The organism is Streptosporangiales bacterium, from assembly GCA_009379825.1.
GTDB lineage: Bacteria > Actinomycetota > Actinomycetes > Streptosporangiales > WHST01 > WHST01.
This window is the reverse complement of record WHTA01000070.1, coordinates 1-18,011: the sequence shown is the minus strand read 5'-3', so window position 1 is coordinate 18,011 and position 18,011 is coordinate 1. Positions and strand designations below refer to the sequence as shown.

General features: G+C 71.0%; 18 protein-coding genes and 2 pseudogenes. 10 read left to right on the top strand and 10 right to left on the bottom strand.

Translation table 11 applies throughout. The features are described from left to right. The first annotated feature begins 2 nt into the window (after window positions 1–2). Window positions 3–788: pseudogene (locus tag GEV07_24630) on the top strand (NUDIX hydrolase). Between the two features lie 62 nt (window positions 789–850). Continuing rightward, window positions 851–1,642 carry an MBL fold metallo-hydrolase gene (locus GEV07_24625; GenBank protein MQA05764.1) on the top strand — a complete coding sequence of 264 codons (792 nt, stop codon included), beginning with the start codon at window positions 851–853 and terminating at the stop codon, window positions 1,640–1,642. Between the two features lie 116 nt (window positions 1,643–1,758). Here the strand turns inward: GEV07_24625 and GEV07_24620 are convergent, their stop codons facing one another. Beyond that, complete coding sequence (locus GEV07_24620) at window positions 1,759–2,463, bottom strand: cyclic nucleotide-binding domain-containing protein (protein ID MQA05763.1); 705 nt, start codon at window positions 2,461–2,463, stop codon at window positions 1,759–1,761. A gap of 113 nt (window positions 2,464–2,576) precedes the next feature. On the opposite strand from GEV07_24620, the gene nth reads away from it, so the two are divergent. The 3 genes from nth to GEV07_24605 are packed head-to-tail and all read left to right on the top strand — an operon-like array spanning window position 2,577 to window position 4,638. Continuing rightward, window positions 2,577–3,347 carry an endonuclease III gene (gene nth / locus GEV07_24615; GenBank protein ID MQA05762.1) on the top strand — a complete coding sequence of 257 codons (771 nt, stop codon included), beginning with the start codon at window positions 2,577–2,579 and terminating at the stop codon, window positions 3,345–3,347. After that, window positions 3,173–3,952, top strand: a complete 780-nt coding sequence (locus GEV07_24610; GenBank protein ID MQA05761.1) for a redoxin domain-containing protein — start codon at window positions 3,173–3,175, stop codon at window positions 3,950–3,952. Before nth ends, GEV07_24610 begins: the two co-directional genes overlap by 175 nt. Continuing rightward, the gene (locus GEV07_24605) at window positions 3,949–4,638 is read left to right on the top strand and encodes an NUDIX domain-containing protein (GenBank protein ID MQA05760.1); all 690 of its coding nucleotides are present in this window, start codon (window positions 3,949–3,951) and stop codon (window positions 4,636–4,638) included. The genes GEV07_24610 and GEV07_24605 overlap by 4 nt, the downstream gene beginning before the upstream one ends. A gap of 26 nt (window positions 4,639–4,664) precedes the next feature. Here GEV07_24605 and dmpG read toward each other — a convergent pair whose 3' ends face one another. Genes dmpG through GEV07_24580 form a run of 5 tightly spaced genes read right to left on the bottom strand, consistent with a single transcriptional unit; the run spans window position 4,665 to window position 8,340 of the window. Beyond that, the gene (gene dmpG / locus GEV07_24600; GenBank protein ID MQA05759.1) at window positions 4,665–5,678 is read right to left on the bottom strand and encodes a 4-hydroxy-2-oxovalerate aldolase; all 1,014 of its coding nucleotides are present in this window, start codon (window positions 5,676–5,678) and stop codon (window positions 4,665–4,667) included. Continuing rightward, a complete protein-coding gene (locus GEV07_24595; GenBank protein MQA05758.1) occupies window positions 5,675–6,652 on the bottom strand; it encodes an acetaldehyde dehydrogenase (acetylating) in 978 nt (325 codons plus the stop codon). Before GEV07_24595 ends, dmpG begins: the two co-directional genes overlap by 4 nt. Next, window positions 6,649–6,834 (bottom strand): 4-oxalocrotonate tautomerase, encoded by a 186-nt coding sequence (locus tag GEV07_24590; GenBank protein ID MQA05757.1) that lies wholly within the window; start codon window positions 6,832–6,834, stop codon window positions 6,649–6,651. Before GEV07_24590 ends, GEV07_24595 begins: the two co-directional genes overlap by 4 nt. After that, window positions 6,797–7,645, bottom strand: coding sequence for a helix-turn-helix domain-containing protein (locus tag GEV07_24585; GenBank protein MQA05756.1), 849 nt, complete (start codon window positions 7,643–7,645; stop codon window positions 6,797–6,799). The genes GEV07_24590 and GEV07_24585 overlap by 38 nt, the downstream gene beginning before the upstream one ends. A 23-nt stretch (window positions 7,646–7,668) precedes the next feature. Further along, on the bottom strand, window positions 7,669–8,340 hold the full coding sequence (locus tag GEV07_24580; GenBank protein MQA05755.1) for a hypothetical protein: 672 nt from the start codon (window positions 8,338–8,340) through the stop codon (window positions 7,669–7,671). A gap of 189 nt (window positions 8,341–8,529) precedes the next feature. Here GEV07_24580 and GEV07_24575 point away from each other — a divergent pair. From GEV07_24575 to GEV07_24560, 4 genes and pseudogenes are all read left to right on the top strand, one after another. Continuing rightward, window positions 8,530–9,814 (top strand): annotated as a pseudogene (locus tag GEV07_24575) (MFS transporter). 13 nt (window positions 9,815–9,827) lie between these two features. Continuing rightward, on the top strand, window positions 9,828–10,616 hold the full coding sequence (locus tag GEV07_24570) for a 2-keto-4-pentenoate hydratase (protein ID MQA05754.1): 789 nt from the start codon (window positions 9,828–9,830) through the stop codon (window positions 10,614–10,616). Between the two features lie 24 nt (window positions 10,617–10,640). Further along, entirely contained in the window at window positions 10,641–11,444 is an 804-nt protein-coding gene (locus GEV07_24565) for a 4-oxalocrotonate decarboxylase (GenBank protein ID MQA05753.1), read from the top strand. Window positions 11,445–11,555: 111 nt separating this feature from the next. After that, complete coding sequence (locus GEV07_24560; protein ID MQA05752.1) at window positions 11,556–12,740, top strand: MarP family serine protease; 1,185 nt, start codon at window positions 11,556–11,558, stop codon at window positions 12,738–12,740. Window positions 12,741–12,753: 13 nt separating this feature from the next. On the opposite strand, the gene GEV07_24555 is transcribed toward GEV07_24560, so the two are convergent. Next, complete coding sequence (locus GEV07_24555) at window positions 12,754–13,224, bottom strand: phage holin family protein (protein MQA05751.1); 471 nt, start codon at window positions 13,222–13,224, stop codon at window positions 12,754–12,756. Window positions 13,225–13,360: 136 nt separating this feature from the next. Here GEV07_24555 and gndA point away from each other — a divergent pair, with 136 nt between their 5' ends. Continuing rightward, window positions 13,361–14,791 (top strand): NADP-dependent phosphogluconate dehydrogenase, encoded by a 1,431-nt coding sequence (gene gndA / locus GEV07_24550; protein ID MQA05750.1) that lies wholly within the window; start codon window positions 13,361–13,363, stop codon window positions 14,789–14,791. Window positions 14,792–14,796: 5 nt separating this feature from the next. Here gndA and GEV07_24545 read toward each other — a convergent pair whose 3' ends face one another. From GEV07_24545 to GEV07_24535, 3 genes are read right to left on the bottom strand one after another with little or no spacing between them, the layout of a single operon-like run. Beyond that, the gene (locus GEV07_24545; GenBank protein MQA05749.1) at window positions 14,797–15,807 is read right to left on the bottom strand and encodes an ornithine cyclodeaminase family protein; all 1,011 of its coding nucleotides are present in this window, start codon (window positions 15,805–15,807) and stop codon (window positions 14,797–14,799) included. After that, entirely contained in the window at window positions 15,804–16,634 is an 831-nt protein-coding gene (locus tag GEV07_24540; GenBank protein MQA05748.1) for an ATP-binding cassette domain-containing protein, read from the bottom strand. The genes GEV07_24545 and GEV07_24540 overlap by 4 nt, the downstream gene beginning before the upstream one ends. 5 nt (window positions 16,635–16,639) lie before the next feature. Beyond that, window positions 16,640–17,746: a hypothetical protein gene (locus tag GEV07_24535; GenBank protein ID MQA05747.1), complete on the bottom strand. Its 1,107-nt coding sequence runs from the start codon at window positions 17,744–17,746 to the stop codon at window positions 16,640–16,642. Window positions 17,747–18,011 lie beyond the last annotated feature (265 nt).

Here is an 18,011-nt window from a genome sequence, read left to right as displayed (position 1 = left end):
GCATGCCGCAGCGCTGGCCGTCATCGGGGGAGTTCGTCGAGGAGGCGCGGCGCGCGAAGGAGTCAGGCGCGCCGATCGTGCCGGCTCGCGACGCCGCGACCGTGATGCTGCTGCGCGACGGCAGCCGCGGCATCGAGGTGTACCTCCTGCGGCGGGTGCTGTCGATGGCGTTCGCCGCCGGCATGTACGTGTTCCCCGGCGGCCGGGTGGACGCCAGGGACGGCGACACGGAGATCGGCTGGGTCGGGCCGCCGCGGTCGGCCTGGGCGGACGCGCTCGGGGTGCCGCCGGACACGGCGGCGGCCCTGGTCTGCGCCGCGTGCCGGGAGACGTTCGAGGAGTCCGGCGTGCTGCTCGCCGGCCTCGGCGCGCACGACGTGGTCGCGGACACGACCGGGGACGACTGGGAGGCGGACCGCGCGGCGCTCGTGGACCGGTCGCTGGCGTTCGCCGAGATGCTGCACCGGCGCGGCCTCGTGCTGCGTACGGACCAGCTGCGGGCCTGGTCGCGGTGGGTCACGCCGGTCCTCGAGCCGAGGCGCTACGACACCAGGTTCTTCGTCGCGGCGATGCCGGAAGGGCAGCGCACGAGGGACGTCGGCGGCGAGGCCGACCGGGTGGCCTGGCTGCGGCCGGCGGACGCGCTCGACGGCAAGAAGCGCGGCGAGATGCAGCTGATGGTGCCGACCGAGTCGACGCTGATGGAGCTGGCCGACCACGCGACCGTCGACGACGTCCTCGCGGCCGCCGACGAGCGCGGGCGGATCGCGCCGGTCATGCCGGAGCTGGAGTTCACCGACGACGGCGCTGTGGTCGTGGTCCCCGACGCAGAAGACGGTGCGGCGTCCTGATGGGGATCGACGGCGCCGGCACTGCCAGGGCGCAGTGCGTGCTCGCGCCCAACCCGTCGCCGATGACCCTGGACGGCACCAACACGTTCGTGCTGGCCGAGCCCGGCGCCACCGAGGCGGTGGTCGTCGACCCCGGCCCGGCGGACGACGGCCACCTGCAGCGGGCCGCGGAGCAGGCCACGCGCGACGGCCGCCGGGTCGCGGTCGTCCTGCTCACCCACGGGCACCTGGACCACTCCGAGGGCGCGGCCCGCTTCGCGGAGCTGGTCGGTGCGCCACTACGTGCCGCCGACCCGCAGCTGTGCGCGGGCGGCGAACCGTTGGCCGACGGCGAGCGCATCGACGTGGCGGGGCTGGTCATCGACGTGCTGGCGACCCCTGGGCACACCACGGACTCGGTCAGCTACCACCTGCCCGCCGACGCCGCCGTGCTCACCGGTGACACCGTGCTCGGACGCGGCACGACCGTCGTCACGCACCCGGACGGCGACCTCGGCGCGTACCTCGGCTCCCTGCACCGGCTGCGCGAGCTGGTGACCGCGCAGGCGGTGACGACGTTGCTGCCCGCACACGGGCCGATGCTCGCCGACCCGGCCGCGGTGCTCGACGGGTACCTGGCACACCGCGCGGAACGGCTGGACCAGGTGCGGGCGGCGGTAGCGGCCGGTCACCGCACCGCGATGGACGTGGTGCGGTCGGTGTACGCCGAAGTCGACCAGCGGGTCTGGCCGGCGGCCGAGCAGTCCGTCAACGCCCAGCTCGACTACCTGCGGGCCCGCGGGGAGCTCTGAAGCGAGGGAGCTGAGGAGCGAGCCGGAGGTACGGCTCGGGCCTGCTCGCGTCGGTGTGTTGCCGCGTCCGCGCGAGACGTGCCGTAGGTGCGTGTGCGAAGCGGGTACCTAGCCCGTCAGACCCGGGCGCGGCGGCTGAGGCGCTCCTCGTCGAGCAGGATGACCGCGCGGGGCTCGATGCGTAGCCAGCCGCGGTTGGCGAAGTCGGCGAGCGCCTTGTTCACCGTCTCCCTGGATGCGCCGACCAGCTGGGCCAGCTCCTCCTGGGTGAGGTCGTGCTCGACGTGGATGCCTTCCGCGGACGCCCGGCCGAACTTCCTCGACAGCACGAGCAGCTGGCGCGCCACCCGGCCGGGTACGTCGGTGAACACCAGGTCGGCCATCAGCTCGTTGGTACGGCGCAGCCGCTGCGCAAGGGCGCGGAGCAGGTGCATGGCCACGTCCGGGTGGGCGCTGATCCACGGCCGCAGCTCCTTGTGCGACAGGGCAGCCAGCTCGCTGTCCGAGATTGCGACCGCGGAGGACGTACGTGGGATCGGGTCGAACAGGGACAACTCACCGAACATCTCGCCGGGGCCGATGACGGCCAGCAGGTTCTCCCTGCCGTCCGCCGACGCCTTGACGAGCTTCATCTTGCCGGTGAGCACGACATAGACCTTGTCGCCGTCGGTCCCCTCCCGGAACAGGGTGTCGCCACGCTGCACCCGTGCTGAGGACAGTTTGCTGAGCAGCTCGCCGGCACCGTCGTCGTCCAAGCCGGCGAACAGCGGAGCACGGCGCAGTGTCTCGATGTCCACCCTGCGTGCCTCCTCATCCGCCATCGATGATCCAAGTTTCCCATCAGGCCGGTGCCATGCTCCGCGCAGGACACCTCGTACCGGTACGTTCCGGGTAGCTGCCGCCAACGCGGGCCGTCTCACCAAAAACGTAGGGTATCGGTGTGGCACAGAAAACCTCGCCTGAACCGCTGGTCAAGTCTCCCGCGAAGCGCAGCAAATTCGCAGGTGAGACACGTCTTGCCCGCGTACGACGGGCTCGCAGGATCAACCGCGAGCTGGCCGAGTTGTATCCAGACGCGCACTGTGAGTTGGATTTCCGCAGCCCGCTCGAGCTGCTCGTCGCCACCATCCTGTCCGCGCAGTGCACGGACAAGCGGGTGAACGAAGTCACGCCGAAGCTGTTCGCGAGGTACCCGTCGGCGGAGGACTACGCGGCCGCGAACCCGGAGGAGATGGAGGAGCTGATCAAGTCGACCGGCTTCTTCCGGGCCAAGACCAAGTCCATCATCGGCCTCGGCAACGCGCTGGTGGCGGAGCACGGCGGGGAGGTGCCGGGCAAGCTCGACCAGCTGGTGAAGCTGCCCGGCGTGGGCAGGAAGACGGCGAACGTCGTGCTCGGCAACGCGTTCGACGTGCCAGGCCTGACCGTGGACACGCACTTCGCGCGGTTGACCCGCAGGTTCGGCTGGACCACGGAGACCGACCCGGTGAAGATCGAGCACGAGGTCGCGGCGCTCATCCCGCGCAAGGAGTGGACGATGCTGTCGCACCGGCTGATCTGGCACGGCCGGCGCGCCTGCCACGCACGGAAGCCGGCGTGCGGCGCCTGCGCCATCGCCGCGCTCTGCCCCGCGTACGGCGAGGGCGAGACCGACCCGACGCGTGCCGCGAAGCTGCTGAAGTCCCCCTCGCAGATGGCTCCGTGACGGTGCGACGCTGGCGTACCTGCCTGGCGGTGGTCGCAGCGGCGGCCGCGGTGCTCGCCGGGTGCGGCGGCGACGAGCAGCGGCCGCGGCGTACGCCGGCGGCGGCGTCCGCCGATCCCAGTCTGCTGGCGAAGGCGGACCTACAGCGCTGCCCCGAGGTGGCCGACGAGCCGGCCACCGGGGACGACGCGCTCCCGGCAGTCACGCTGCCGTGCCTGGGTGACGGGCCGGCAGTGTCGTTGCGCGGCCTGCGCGGACCGCTGGTGCTGAACCTGTGGGCGACCTGGTGCGAGCCCTGCCGCGCCGAGGCGCCGTTGTTCCAGCGGCTGCACGCGGCTGGTAAGCAGGTGACCGTGATGGGTGTCGACTCGAAGGACCGCAGCCGCGACGCCGCGCTCGCGTTCGCCGGCGACCGCGGGCTGCGTTACCCGTCGCTGTACGACCAGAAGGGCCGCACGATGGCCGCCGCGCGAGCGGGCAACGGCCTGCCGATCACGCTGTTCGTGGACCGGCGGGGCACCGTCACCCACCGCAAGATCGGGCCGTACGAGACCTACGGGGAGTTGACCGACGACGTGGAGGAACACCTGGGGATGCGCGCATGACGTGCGGTGATGCCGTACACGCGGCGCCGGCCTGGCTGCACCAGCTGCTCGCCGCGGCGCACGACACCCTCCCTGACCAGCTGAACAGGCACGCACCGCAGGACGGGGGCGGTCGGCAGGCGGCCGTGCTCATCCTGTTCGGGTACGGTCCGGCCGGTCCCGACGTACTGCTCGTGCAGCGCAGCGACGGCCTGCGGTCGCACGCCGGTCAGCCGGCGTTCCCCGGCGGCGCGATCGACCCCGGCGACGACGGGCCGGCGGCCGCGGCCGTGCGGGAAGCCGCGGAGGAGACCGGGCTCGACCCCGCAGGCGTGGACGTGCTGGCGCATCTGCCCAAGCTGCACGTGTCGGTCAGCGGCTTCGTGGTCACCCCGGTCATCGGCTGGTGGCGGCGGCCGAGCGAGGTGTACGCCGCCGACCCGGTCGAGACCGCCGCGGTGGCGCGCGTACCGATCGCCGAGCTGGTCGACCCGGCCAACCGGTTGCGGGTACGGCACCCGCGCGGGCACATCGGCCCGGCGTTCCGGGTGCGCGACATGCTCGTCTGGGGCTTCACCGGCGGCCTACTCGACCGAGTGCTCGAACTCGGCGGCTGGGCCCGCCCATGGCCGCGCGGCCCCGCCGAGGACCTACCGGAGGACCGCCTCCGGCTGTCCATGCGTAACGCCCCGCCCCCCGACCCCTGACCGCCGCGGCCCCGGCTCCACCCGGGTCAACGGTTGGCGGTGAGGTCCAGGGCGATGTCGACGATCATGTCCTCCTGGCCGCCGACGAGTTTGCGCCGTCCTACCTCCACAAGGATGTCCCTGGTGTCCAGCCCGTACTCCGTGGCCGCCGCCTCGGCGTGGCGGAGGAAGCTGGAGTACACGCCGGCGTAGCCGAGCGTCAGGGTCTCCCGGTCGACGTGCACCGGGCGGTCGCGCATCGGGCGCACCAGGTCGTCGGCGGCGTCCTGCAGGGCGAACAGGTCGCAGTCGTGCTTCCAGCCCTGCAGGTTGGCCACCGCCACGAACGGCTCGATCGGGCAGTTCCCCGCGCCCGCGCCCTGCCCGGCCAGCGCGGCGTACACGCGGTACGCGCCCTCCTCGACGGCCGCGACGGAGTTCGCCACGCCGAGCGACAGGTTCTCGTGCGCGTGGATGCCGACCTCCGTGTCCCGGTCGAGCACGTCGCGGTAGGCGCGAATGCGGTCCCTGACGCCCGTCATGGTCAGCCGGCCGCCGGAGTCGGTCACGTAGACGCAGTGCGCGCCGTACGACTCCATCAGCTTCGCCTGGTTCGCCAGCTCGGCGGCCGGCGCCATGTGGCTCATCATCAGGAACCCGAACACGTCCATGCCGAGGTCGCGGGCGACGGCGATGTGCTGCGCGGCGATGTCGGCTTCCGTGCAGTGCGTGGCTATCCGAACCGACGCGACGCCGAGGTCGCGGGCGCGTTTCAGGTCGTCGACGACGCCGATGCCGGGCAGCAGCAGGGTGGTCAGCCTGGCGTTGCGCACGACCTCGGCGGCGGCAGCGAGCCACTCCCAGTCGGTGTGTGCGCCGGGACCGTAGGTGAGGCTGGACCCGGCGAGCCCGTCGCCGTGCGACACCTCGATGGCGTCGACGCCGGCGGCGTCCAGCGCCGCGGCGACGGCCCGTACCTGGTCGACGGAGTAGCGGTGCCGCACGGCGTGCATGCCGTCGCGCAACGTCACGTCCTGGATGTAGAGCTGGTCCTGCGTCATGCGGAGACCTCCTCGCCGTGCCGCGCGGCCAGTCGCTCGCCGACGCGCAGCGCGGCGGACGTCATGATGTCCAGGTTTCCCGCGTAGGCGGGGAGGTAGTGCGCGGCGCCCTCGACCTCGAGGAACACCGACACCTTCGTACGCGCCTCGGCCGCGTCCGCGGACAGGCCGGGAGAGCCGCCGGCCATCGTGTGCAACGGTTCGCCGGCTTCGAGCGCGGTGAACTGCACCTGCTGTTTCAATCGGTAGCCGGGCACGTACTCGGCCACCGCCGCGACCATCCGCTCCACCGAGGCGCGCACCTGCTGCCGCTGGTCCGCGTCCAGCTGCGCGGTGACGCACAGCACCGTGTCGCGCATGATCAGCGGTGGCTCGGCCGGGTTGAGCACGATGATCGCCTTGCCCTTGGCGGCCCCGCCGACCTGCTCGATCGCGCGGCTGGTGGTCTCGGTGAACTCGTCGATGTTCGCCCGGGTGCCAGGGCCGGCCGACTTCGACGCGATCGACGCGACGATCTCCGCGTAGTCGACGGGCGTGACGGCGCCGACCGCGGCGACGACGGGGATGGTGGCCTGCCCGCCGCAGGTGACCATGTTGACGTTCGACGCGCCCAGGTGGGCGTCCAGGTTCACGACCGGCACGACGTACGGGCCGAGCGCGGCCGGCGTCAGGTCGACCAGCTGCTTGCCGTACGGCTCGAGCGCTGCAGCGTTCTTCGCGTGCGCGGCCGCCGAGGTGGCGTCGAACACCACGTCGATCGCGTCGAACCCGGGCATGCCGATCAGCCCGTCGACGCCTTCGTGGGTGGTCACCACGCCCATCCGTGCGGCCCGGCGCAACCCGTCGGAGTCCGGGTCGATACCGACCATCGCCGCCACCTCGAGCGTGTCGGAGAGCCGGGCGACCTTCATCATCAGGTCGGTGCCGATGTTGCCTGAGCCGATGATGGCGGCTCTTGCGCGGCCGGCCGTCATGCGTCGCTCTTCAGCTCGTCGCCGACGGCGAAGCGGGTGGGCGGCACCTCCTGCACCGCGATCCGTACGGTCGACAGCGGCGCGTCGAGGGTACGGGCCACAGTGCGCGCGACCTCGCGGACGCAGTTCTGGATGGTCTCCTCGTCACGTCCTTGGACCAGCGTCAGCTGCAAGATTGGCATGGGCGTGCCCTTCGGTTGAGGTGCGTGTTCGGTCACCGCGGCCGAAGCCGAGGTCGCTGGAGAGGTCGCGGGCCGCCGCGGTGAGCAGCTCGACGGCGTCGTTCGGCGGCGGCGCGGGCAGGTAGTGGATGGACGCGACGATCGCGAGCGTCGCGGCGAGCGTGCCGTCGTGGGTGAGCACCGGTGCAGCGACCGCGTTGATGCCCCGGTACGTCTCCTCCGGGCCGGTCGCCCAGCCGTTCGTGCGCACCTCGTCCACCTGGGCCCACAGCTCGGCCGGGTCGGTGATGGTCTCAGGCGTGCGCTCCTCGTCGATGAGGGCGCCCCAATTCGCCACCTGCTCCGGGGTCCCGAAGGCCAGCGCGACCTTGCCCTGCGCGCTGCTGTTGTACATGAACTGGGTGCCCGGCTTGAGCACGACGTCGATCGGCGAGCCACCGGGCAGCACCTCGGTCACCGTGACGCCAGTGTCGGTGAGCTGGGAGAGCACGATCGTCTGCCGTACCGCGTCGCGCAGCCGCGCCATCACCGGCTGCGCGAGCGTGACCAGCGGCGCCCTGCCCTGGATGCGCTGGCCGAGCAGCACCAGTCGCCAGCCGGGTTCGTAGCGCCGGGTGTCCGGGTGCTGGGCCAGGTAGCCGCCCTGCCGGAGCTTGGCGAGATGCCGGTGCACCCTGGCCTTCGGCAGGCCGAGCTCGTGCGCGAGCTCCGTCACGCCCCAGGAGTCCTGCGAGCTGAGTACCGTCTCGAGGATCATCAGCGGCAGCAGCGCCGCGGTGTCCAGGTCCGTCTCGGCGTGGTCGGCCGGCATCGAGCCCTCGTTCCGTTCGTGCGTCAGGTGAGTACGCGTTCGGACAGTACGCGGTACTTCTGCGTGTTCGGCAACGCCTGGTCCGCTTCGTCGACGATCCGCAGCGAGCTGACGCCCTTGTTGTGCTTGGGCAGCAGGAAACAGCGCACGAACTCGGTGGGCGCCTGTTCCCAGGTGGGCGCGTAGACCGGCAGCACGCCCTTCTCCGCCCACGCCTCGCCGGCACGGTAGACGCTGCGGGTGCCTTCGGTCTCGATGGTGATCTCGCCGTCGAGCGTGATCCGGATGCCGGGGCCCTGGTGCAGGTGCGTGAGCGCCGCGCCGCCGGGCGGGAAGGCGACGGTGTCGCAGCGCATCAGCCAGGTGTAGCGGTCGTCGAGGTCGACGGTGGTGACGAGCTTGACCTCGGTCGTCGTCTGCGGCGCGGAGCGGAGAGCGAAGTGTTCCGGGCCGTACGAGTCGTCGTCGGCGAGCTCCCAGCGCCAGACGACGGCGTCGTCCTCGCCCGGCTGCAGCGTGGCCTCGCCCTGCTGGACGAGGGCGCTGCCCGCCCACAGGAACTGGCTGCCGGTCTCGTCGCCGACGCCGACCGAGCCGGTGCGGACGTAGAGGGCGCGTCTGCCACCGGGCAGGTACACGGGGTGGGCGGCCCTGGGCAGGGTGTCCTCGAGGAGCACGAAGGTCCGCAACGTCACGGTGATGGGTCTCCCTCCACGGCGCCGGGGCACCGGCTGGCCGACTGTGTCGCGCTAGACGATACAGAAGGATCGTCAATCGAGACAACTGTCGAGGAATGTGTTAAGTTCCTGGCTGCCGTCACGACAGGTGATCCAACCGTCTCGTTGAAAGAGACGACTTGCTGGGCCGTACGAGAGGGACCAGGGATGCAGACAAGCAACGACGCAGTCACACCCAGCACGCGTTGGTACCGGGGAGCGACGAAGAACCAGTGGCGGGCGTTCCGGGCCGCCTATCGCGGCTGGGCACTCGACGTGATGGATCTGATGATCTTCTCGATGGTGCTCGGCCACGTCATCGCGGAGTTCGGCTCGGACCGGGCGGGCGCGGGGATGGTCGCCTCGTGCACGTTGCTGGCGTCGGCGTTCGGCGGCATGGTCTTCGGCTTCGTCGCGGACCGGCTCGGGCGTACCCGAGCCATGGTGGCGAGCATCCTCTGCTACTCGATCGGCACCGTCCTGTGCGGGCTCAGCACGGGGATGGGGACGCTGCTGGCCGCCGCGTCGTCGTCGGGCTGGGCGTCGGCGGCGAGTGGGGTGCGGGTACGGCGCTCGTCGCCGAGACCTGGCCGGCCAGGCACCGCGGCAAGGTGCTGGCATGGGTGCAGAGCGCGTTCGCGACCGGGTACGCGCTCGCTGCGCTCGTCGCCGCCGTGGTCGTGCCGCTCGCCGGTTGGCGCTGGGCGTTCTTCGCCGGGGTGCTGCCCGCCCTATTCGCGCTGTGGGTGCGCAGGCAGACCGAGGAGCCCCAGATGTGGCAGCAGGCCAAGGAGCGGCTCGGCCCGATTCGGACCGAGCGGCTGCTGGCGACCGCACAGCCGAAGGCACTCGTGGTCTGCCTCGCCTTCACCTCGGCGGCGATGTGCGGCTACTGGGGGCTGTTCACCTGGATCCCGAACTACCTCGCGTCGCCGGTCGCCGACGGCGGCCGGGGGATGGGCATCCTGGCGTCCACCACCTGGATCGTGGTCATGCAGGTCGGCGCCGCGGTCGGCTTCATCTCGTTCGGCTACGTGGCCGATCGGATCGGCCGCAAGCTCGCCTTCGTCGCGTACTTCGCCGCCGCGGTCGTCTCCGTGCCAGTGTTCCTCGCGATCGACAACGCCACGTTGATGCTCGTGTTCGGTGCCGTGATGGCGCTGGTGGGCACCGGCTTCTACTCCGGCTTCGGGCCGACCTTCGCGGAGCTCTTCCCGACGAGATCAGGGCGTTCGCCCAGGGGTTCATCTACAACACCGGCCGCGCCGTCAGCGCGTTGGCGCCGGCCATGGTCGGGTTCCTCGCCGGCTCGTTCGGCGTGGGGATGGGCATCGCCGCCACCGCGGGGTTCTACTTCATCGCCGGTGTCATCGTCTTGCTCTTCCTGCCCGAGACCCGCGGCCGGGCGCTGGTGAGCATGACCGAACGTCCGTCCGTGCCAGCCGAGAACTGACCAGGAAGAGGCCATGTCACAGCAGATCGAGCAGCTCGCAGCGGAACTCGACCGGGCGCGCCGGGACCGCGTGCCGGTGCCCCCGCTCACCGAGCGGTTCCCCGAGCTCACCGTGGACGACGCGTACGCCGTGCAGTCTGAGCTGCTGCGGCTGCGGCTGGCGGAGGGGCACCTGGTCAAGGGCTACAAGATCGGGCTCACCTCGGCGGCCATGCAGCGTCAGCTCGGCGTCGACCAACCCGACTACGCGCAGCTGAGCAGTGACATGTTCCTCGACCAGTCGACGCCGGTCGGCGGGACGCTGATCCAGGGCCGGGTGGAGCCGGAGGTCGCGTTCGTGCTCGGCCGGACGCTCACCGGACCCGGCGTCACCACCGCCGACGTGTTGTCCGCCACCGACTACGTGCTGCCGGCCCTCGAGGTCATCGACTCGCGGATCGAGGACTGGCGGATCTCGCTCGTCGACACCATCGCGGATCACGCGTCGTCCGCCGGGGTAGTGCTCGGCAGCCGGCCGACGCCGCTCACGGCGGCCGGCGACCTGCGGCTGATGGGCTGCAACCTGTACCGCAACGGCGAGCTGGTCGGTACGGGCGCGGGTGCGGCGACGCTGGGTTCCCCGGCGACGTCGGTGGCGTGGCTGGCCAACAAGCTGGGCAGCCTGGGTGTGCCACTGGCGGCCGGCATGGTGGTGCTGCCCGGCTCCATCACCGCCGCTGTGCCGTCCGGCCCCGGCGACACGGTCATGGCCATGTTCAACCAGCTCGGCAACGTCACCTGCAGCCACGCGTCGGCTGCCTGAGCATCGACGAGGGAGAGGAAAGCGATGGCAACGTCCGGATGGACCGTAGCGACCGTTGCGGCTGAGCTGTACCAGGCGGAGGCCGACGTACGCGAGCGCGCGCCTTTCACCGACGACTGGCCGGACTTCTCGATGGCCGACGCGTACCGCACGCAGGACCTGTTGGTCCAGCACAAGGTGGCCGCGGGGGAGCGGATCGTGGGTGTGAAGCTCGGGCTGACCTCGCGCGCGAAGCAGCTGCGGATGGGGATCTCCGCGCCGCTGACCGCGTGGCTCACCGACGCGATGGTGCTCGCCGAGGGTGAGCCACTGCCGATGGCCGAGCTCATCCACCCGCGGATCGAGCCGGAGATCGTGTTCGTCATGGGCAAGCGGTTGGCCGGCCCGAGCGTGACCGCGGCAGTGGCGCTCGACGCGGTGGCGTCGGTGCACGAGGGGGTGGAGGTCATCGACTCCCGGTTCGCCGACTTCAGGTTCGAGCTGCCCGACGTCCTGGCGGACAACGCGTCGTCCGCCAGGGTGTACGTGCATCCGCGCGGGCTGTCGCCGCGCGAGCTCGACCTGGCCACCGAGGCGTGCGTGCTGCAGGTCGGCGGCGAGGTCGCCGACACGGCGACGGGAGCGGCGGTGCAGGGCCATCCGGCGGAGGCGCTCGCGCTCGCCGCCAACCGGCTGGCGGAGCGCGGCCACGCGCTCGAACCCGGCTGGCTGGTGCTGACCGGCGGTCTCACCGACGCGGTACCCGTGCGGCCCGGGGAGCAGATCACCGCCGAGTTCACCCATCTCGGCAGCGTCGCGGTACGTGGCGAGCAGCCCGCACCGGTATGACCGGCCGCGGCCGAGCCGCGGCGTGACCTTGCGCAGTTGCCGTCACCGTCCGTACCGCCGGCTGGGCGTGCGTGGCACGGCGTCCTCAGCTCGCTCGGGTACGGTGCCGGGGTGACCGGTGACTTCCTCGACCTCGTGCTCGGCGTGCTCGTTCTGGTGTTCGCCATCGCCGGGTATCGGCAGGGCTTGGTGACCGGTTTCTTCAGCCTGGTCGGGTTCTTCGGCGGTGGCGCGCTCGGCGCCAGCATCGCGGCGCCGGTGTCGACGGCGCTCGCCGGGCCTGGCACCGGGCGGTCGATGATCGCGGTGGCCTGCGTGTTCGCGCTCGCCGCCGCGGGGCAGTTGGTCGCGTCTGGCATCGGCTACGTGCTGCGTAACCGGATCAGGTGGCAGTCCGCCAAGGCGGTCGACGCGGTCTGCGGCTCGGCGCTCTCGGTGGTCGCGCTGTTGCTCGTCGCCTGGCTGGTGGGCACCGCCGCAGTGCAGGGACCGTTCCCCGCGCTCGCGTCCCAGGTGCGGCACTCCGCCGTGCTCCGCATGGTCGACGGGATGATGCCCGACGTCGCTCGCGGGTGGTTCAGGGACTTCCGCCGGGTGGTGGACCAGTCCGCGTTCCCGCAGGTGTTCAACGGCCTGGGGCCGCGGCGCACGGTCGAGGTCCGTCCGCCGGACCCCGACGTCGCGGACACCAGGGAGGTGCGCCGCGCGCTCGGCAGCGTCGTCCTGGTCGAGGGCTCCGCGCCGCAGTGCTCCCGGCGGATCGACGGTTCCGGGTTCGTCTACTCGCCGAACCACGTGATGACCAACGCGCACGTCCTCGCCGGGGTGAAGAACCCGCACGTCCTGGTCGGTGGCCAGCAGTACGACGCGCGGGTGGTGCTCTTCGACTCGCAGCGGGACGTCGCCGTGCTGTACGTGCCCGGCCTGCAGCGGCCGGCGCTGGACTTCGACCGCACGGCCGAACGTGGCGACTCCGCCGTGGTCGCCGGCCACCCGAGCGGCGGCCCGCTGACCGTGGGCAGCGCCAGGATCAGGTCCAAGGAGGCCGCGCGCGGACCGGACATCTACCAGCGCACGGAGACCATCCGCGAGGTGTACGCGGTCCGTGCGATGGTACGGCCGGGCAACTCGGGCGGTCCGCTGCTCAGCCCGGACGGCGAGGTGTACGGCGTGGTCTTCGCCGCCGCGGTCGACGACGAGCAGACCGGCTACGTACTGACGGCGGACGAGGTCAGGTCGGCGGCGAAGAAGGCCCGCGGCGCCACCGCCGAGGTCAGCACCGAGACCTGCGACTGACCGGCCGCCTGGGCTACTGCTTCGGCGCCTCGACGGCGGGACGCCCGTCCGTCGGTGGCAGCTGCTCCTGCTCAGGCGGCGAGGCCAGCTGGGTCTTCAGCGACTTCGCCCACTCCACGTCGTCCTGGATGGTCCGCTTGGTGCGGGCGGCCTTGGTCATCTTGTCCAGGTGCGCCTTGCCCGCCAGGCCGAGGATCGCGGCGAGCAGCAGGTAGGCGCCGCCGACGATGAGGAACGACCAGCCGTAGCCAAGGCCGAGGGCGTGCAGACCGAAGCCGGCCGCCACGGACAGGAACAGCAAAGCGATATATGCGAAGAACCCGGCGCCACCGAACAGGCCGGCACCGATCCCCGCCTTCTTCGCATCGTGCGCAAGCTCCGCCTTGGCGAGCGCGATCTCCGCCTTGACCAGCGTCTGCACCTGCGCCGTCGCGTCTGCGACCAGCTGGCCGAGGCTGCGATCGTCGGGACGCGTCTGCGTCATGCTTCCCTCCCCCGCTCGCGTGTCCGAGGTGCCCGTTCGCGGCTCACCCTACCTGCGCCGCCGGTCGGCGCATGAGAGCGCGCCGCATAGTATGCGGGAGGCTGGTGGTGGCCGGTACGACGAGGAGGCAGCGAAAATGGCGGAAACGGCGGTTGTCGGGGTAACCGGGCTCGCGGTCATGGGCCGCAACCTGGCGCGGAACCTGGCCAGGAACGGGTTCAGCGTGGCGGTGCACAACCGTACGCCTACGCGTACCACCGAGCTGGTCGAGCAGTTCGGCCACGAGGGCACGTTCCTCCCGGCCACGTCGCTGGAGGAGTTCGTCGGCTCGCTGGAGCGACCGCGCCGGGTGCTCGTCATGGTGCAGGCGGGCGCGCCCACCGACGCGGTCATCGACCAGCTGGTGCCGCTGCTCGACCGCGGCGACATCGTCATCGACGGCGGCAACGCCTGGTTCCAGGACACCATCCGGCGCGAGCGGCAGCTGCGCGAGCACGGCCTGCACTTCGTCGGCACCGGTGTCTCTGGCGGTGAGGAGGGCGCGCTGCTCGGACCGAGCATCATGCCCGGCGGTTCGCCTGCGTCGTACGACGCGCTCGGCCCGCTGTTCGAGAAGATCGCCGCCCAGGTCGACGGCACGCCCTGCTGCACGCACGTCGGTGCGGACGGCGCCGGGCACTTCGTGAAGATGGTGCACAACGGCATCGAGTACGCGGACATGCAGCTGATCGCCGAGGCGTACGACCTGCTGCGTTCCGGCCTCGGCATGGCCCCCGCCGACCTGGCGGACGTGTTCCGCGAGTGGAACTCCGGCGACCTCGAGTCGTTCCTCATCGAGATCACCGCCGAGGTGCTTGGCCACGTGGACGCCGCCACCGGCAAGCCGTTCGTCGACGTCGTGCTCGACCAGGCGGAGCAGAAGGGCACCGGCCGCTGGACCGTGCAGAACGCGCTCGAGCTCGGCGTGCCGGTCACCGGCATCGCCGAGGCGGTGTTCGCGCGCTCGCTGTCCGGCCACCCCGAGCAGCGCGCCGCCGCGCGCGACGTGCTCCCAGGCCCCAGCGGGGTGGGCGGGCTCGGCGACGGCTTCGTCGACGACGTACGCAAGGCGCTCTACGCCTCCAAGGTGGTCGCGTACGCGCAGGGCTTCGACCAGATCCAGGCCGGGGCGGACGAGTTCGGCTGGTCGGTCGACCGCGGCGCGATGGCCACCATCTGGCGCGGCGGCTGCATCATCAGGGCGAGGTTCCTGAACCGGATCAGGGAGGCGTACGACGAGCACGGCGCGCTGCCGTCGCTGTTGGTCGCGCCGTACTTTAGGGACGCGGCGGCGGACGGCCAGCAGGCCTGGCGCCGGGTGGTCGCCGCGGCGGCGAACGCCGGCATCCCTGTACCCGGCTTCGCGTCCGCGCTGAGCTACTACGACGCCCTGCGCCGCGACCGCCTACCGGCCGCGCTCGTACAGGGCCAGCGCGACTACTTCGGCGCCCACACCTACCGCAGGATCGACCACGAGGGCACCTTCCACACCGACTGGCCGAACGACCGCGCGGAGTCGCAGCAGTAACCCGGCTACGGCAGCCGCACCAGCGGCATCGTCGTGGTGTTGCCGAGCTCGCGGGCGCGGGTCAGGAACGCGTGCCCGAGTGCGATGTCGGACAGCGACAGGCCGCGGTGCCAGAACAGGATCGTCTCGTCGGCGGACTCCCGTGCGGGCTCGTCCCCGACGACGATCTCGCACAGCTCCGCGTGCAGCGTCTCCTCGCTGAGCTTGCCGGCCTCGACGTGGGCACGCAGCGCACCGAGCTTGCCGGTGCGGCACTGGCCCCAGTCGTCCACGACCATCTTGTCCATCACGTCGGTCAGCGACAGCTCCACGGCGCTCATCGTGCCGTACGGCACCACGAACGCGCCCGGCTCGATCCACTCGGTGCGCAGCAGCGGCTCGGGCTGCGGCAGCCGCGACGCCTCGACCACGACGTCCGCGCCGCGTAGACACGACTCCCAGTCGTCGGTCGCCACGACCGGCTTGCCCAGGTCCTTCGACAGCCGCTCGGCGAACGCACTGCGGCTCTCCGGGCGACGGGAGTGCACCCGGATCTCGTCGAAGTCGAACAGCCCGTCGAGCAGCCGGACGTTCCAGTACGCCGAACCGCGTGCGCCGATGTGTCCGAGCACCTTCGAGTCGGGGCGGGCCAGCCACTTCGCCCCGACCGCGGTCAGCGCGCCGGTGCGCATCTCGGTGATCCTCGTGGCGTCGAGCACGGCAACCGGCATGCCGGTGTGCATGTCGAACAGGTTGAGCAGCGCCATCTCGGACGGCAACGACCGCTTGTAGTTGTCCACGTAGTCGCCGACGATCTTCACGCCCGCGACACCGAGCGGCTTGATGCAGCCGCGCAGCACGTTGAAGTGCCCGCCGAGCTCCGCGCCCGGCTCGATGTGCACCCGCGGCTCGATGACCGTCTCGCCGCGGCCCTGTGCGCGCAGCCCGGACTCGACCGCCTCGACGATCTCGATGTCGGACAGTCCCAGCTCTTCCTGGACGATCCCGCTGACGTACTCGAACTCGATGTCGGTCACGCGTCGCTCCCACGCACTTCGCTCTTGAACGTGTTCCAGATCTGGTCGTATGTGTCCACGAAGCCGGGCATCGTGTACGACTCGAAGACGTTGCGCGGGCGCGCCAGGTCGATCGGCACGTCCTCCTTGACCTTCGTCGGCCGGCCGGTGAGCAGCACGACGTTGTCGGCGAGCAGCACGGCCTCGTGCAGGTCGTGCGTCACGAAGAACACCGTGGACTCGGTCTCCGCCCAGAGCGTCAGCAGGTAGTCCTGCATGATCATCCGGGTCTGTGCGTCGAGCGCGCCGAACGGCTCGTCCATCAGCACGACCTGCGGGTCGTAGATCAGCGTGCGGATGATGGAGGCGCGCTTCTGCATGCCGCCGGACAGCTGGTGCGGATAGTGCTTGTCGAAGCCCTGCAGGCCGGCTATCTCGATGAACCTCGCCGCCCGGTCCCTGCGCTCGGCCTTGTCCACGCCGCGCAGCTGCAGAGGCAGCTCGACGTTCTCGCGCAGCGTGTACCAGGGGAACAGGTTCGCCTGCTGGGTGATGTACCCGACGTCCTTGCGCAGCTCGGTCAGTGGCTGGCCGAAGCAACGCACCTCGCCCGCCGTGGGCGTGCTCAACCCGACCGCGGCCTCGAGCAGCGTGGTCTTGCCGCAACCGCTGGGGCCGACGAGCACGGTGAACTGGTGCGCCACGAGCCGTACGGAGATGCCGTCGAGGACGGTGAGGCTCTCGCCCGACGGGCTGACGAACGTCTTGCGCACGCCGTCCAGCTCCAGGACGGGTTCGTCGGCGCCGACGACGTCGGTGGCGCTGCCTGCGGGGGTCGGCTGGGGCATCCGGATCACCCGGCCTTCGGTAGGAACTCGTTGGTCCACCACTCGCCCTTGCCCGAGGCGGCGTCGATGGAGAGCCCGTGTCCGCCGGTCTTCTCCACGAAGCGGACCGCGGCGCTCATCATCGGCTCGTTCATGCGTCCTCGGCCGCGGACCGCTGGCGCGAGCTGGTCGACCGACTGGCGCATGAGCGGCTTGGTGACCTTCGGGTAGTACGCCTCACGCACCGAGTCTGCGGAGCCGGTCGGGTCGTCGTCGATGTCGGCGCTGGCGTCGGCAAGGCTGGCCGTGACCTTCTTGATGAGGTCGCCGTTTTGCTGGGCGAAGTCCTCGGTGACGACGAGGCTCAGCCCACAGACCTGCTTCAGCTCGGGGATCTCGTCGTTGCGTAGCAACACCTCACCGATGCCACTGTCGGCCATCTTCAGCCCCTCGGGCGGGCTCAGCACGAACGCGTCGATCTGTCCCTTCTCCAGCGCGGCCTCGAGCGCCGGCGGCGGGCCGATCTTCGCGATCCGTGCGTCGCTCTCCGACACCCCGCCCTTGTCCAGGTAGTACTGCGCGAGCTGGTCCTGTAGCCCGCCGAGCGCACTGACGCCGATCGTCGCGCCCTTCAACGCGGCCAGCCGCTTCTCCACCGGGTCGTCCGGGCTGACGCCCGCCTTCTTCAGCCACCGCTTGGAGACGACCAGCTCCTGCGAGAGCGAGGAGTTCACGCAGTAGACGAGCTTGTACTCCTGGCCCTTGTCCACCGCGGCCAGTGCGGCCTCCGTGCCGACGGCGGCGAACTGCACGTCGCCCGCGCTCAGCGCGGCGAGGATGGACGAGTCGCCGCCGGAGGCGAGCGCCCACTTCACCTTGACGTCGTTGTCGGCGAACGTCTTGTTCGCGCGTGCCGTGTCGATGGACAGATAGCTGAGGTTGACCAGCGGTTGCGCGAGCCGGACGGACCCGCCCTTGAACTCCTTGCCCTGGCCGGGCGCCGCCGGGTTACAGGCCACGAGCAGACCGAGGATCGCGGTCGCCGCTGCCACTACGAGGGATGGTCGGGTATAGCGCCTCACGGTGCACCTTCCGGAAGTGGTTACTGGCCGTCCCGCAGGCTGGAGTGCCAACGCAGGACTCGTTTCTCAGCGACGCTGATGAAGAACTTCACGACGAGGATGAAGCAGAGCAGGATGATGATGCCGGCGAAGACCCCGGCGGGGTCGAACGTCGTCGCGGCCTTGTTCATGTAGAGCCCTAGTACTGCAACGGCACATGGGGTGGGTGGCCGCGGGTGCGATAGTGGCTGGTTCGGGCTTGGTGTTGGCGTCGTCGACGCCAGGTTGACCATGCCCAGACGTGGTCGGGTTCGGACACGTGTCGCAGGATCAAATG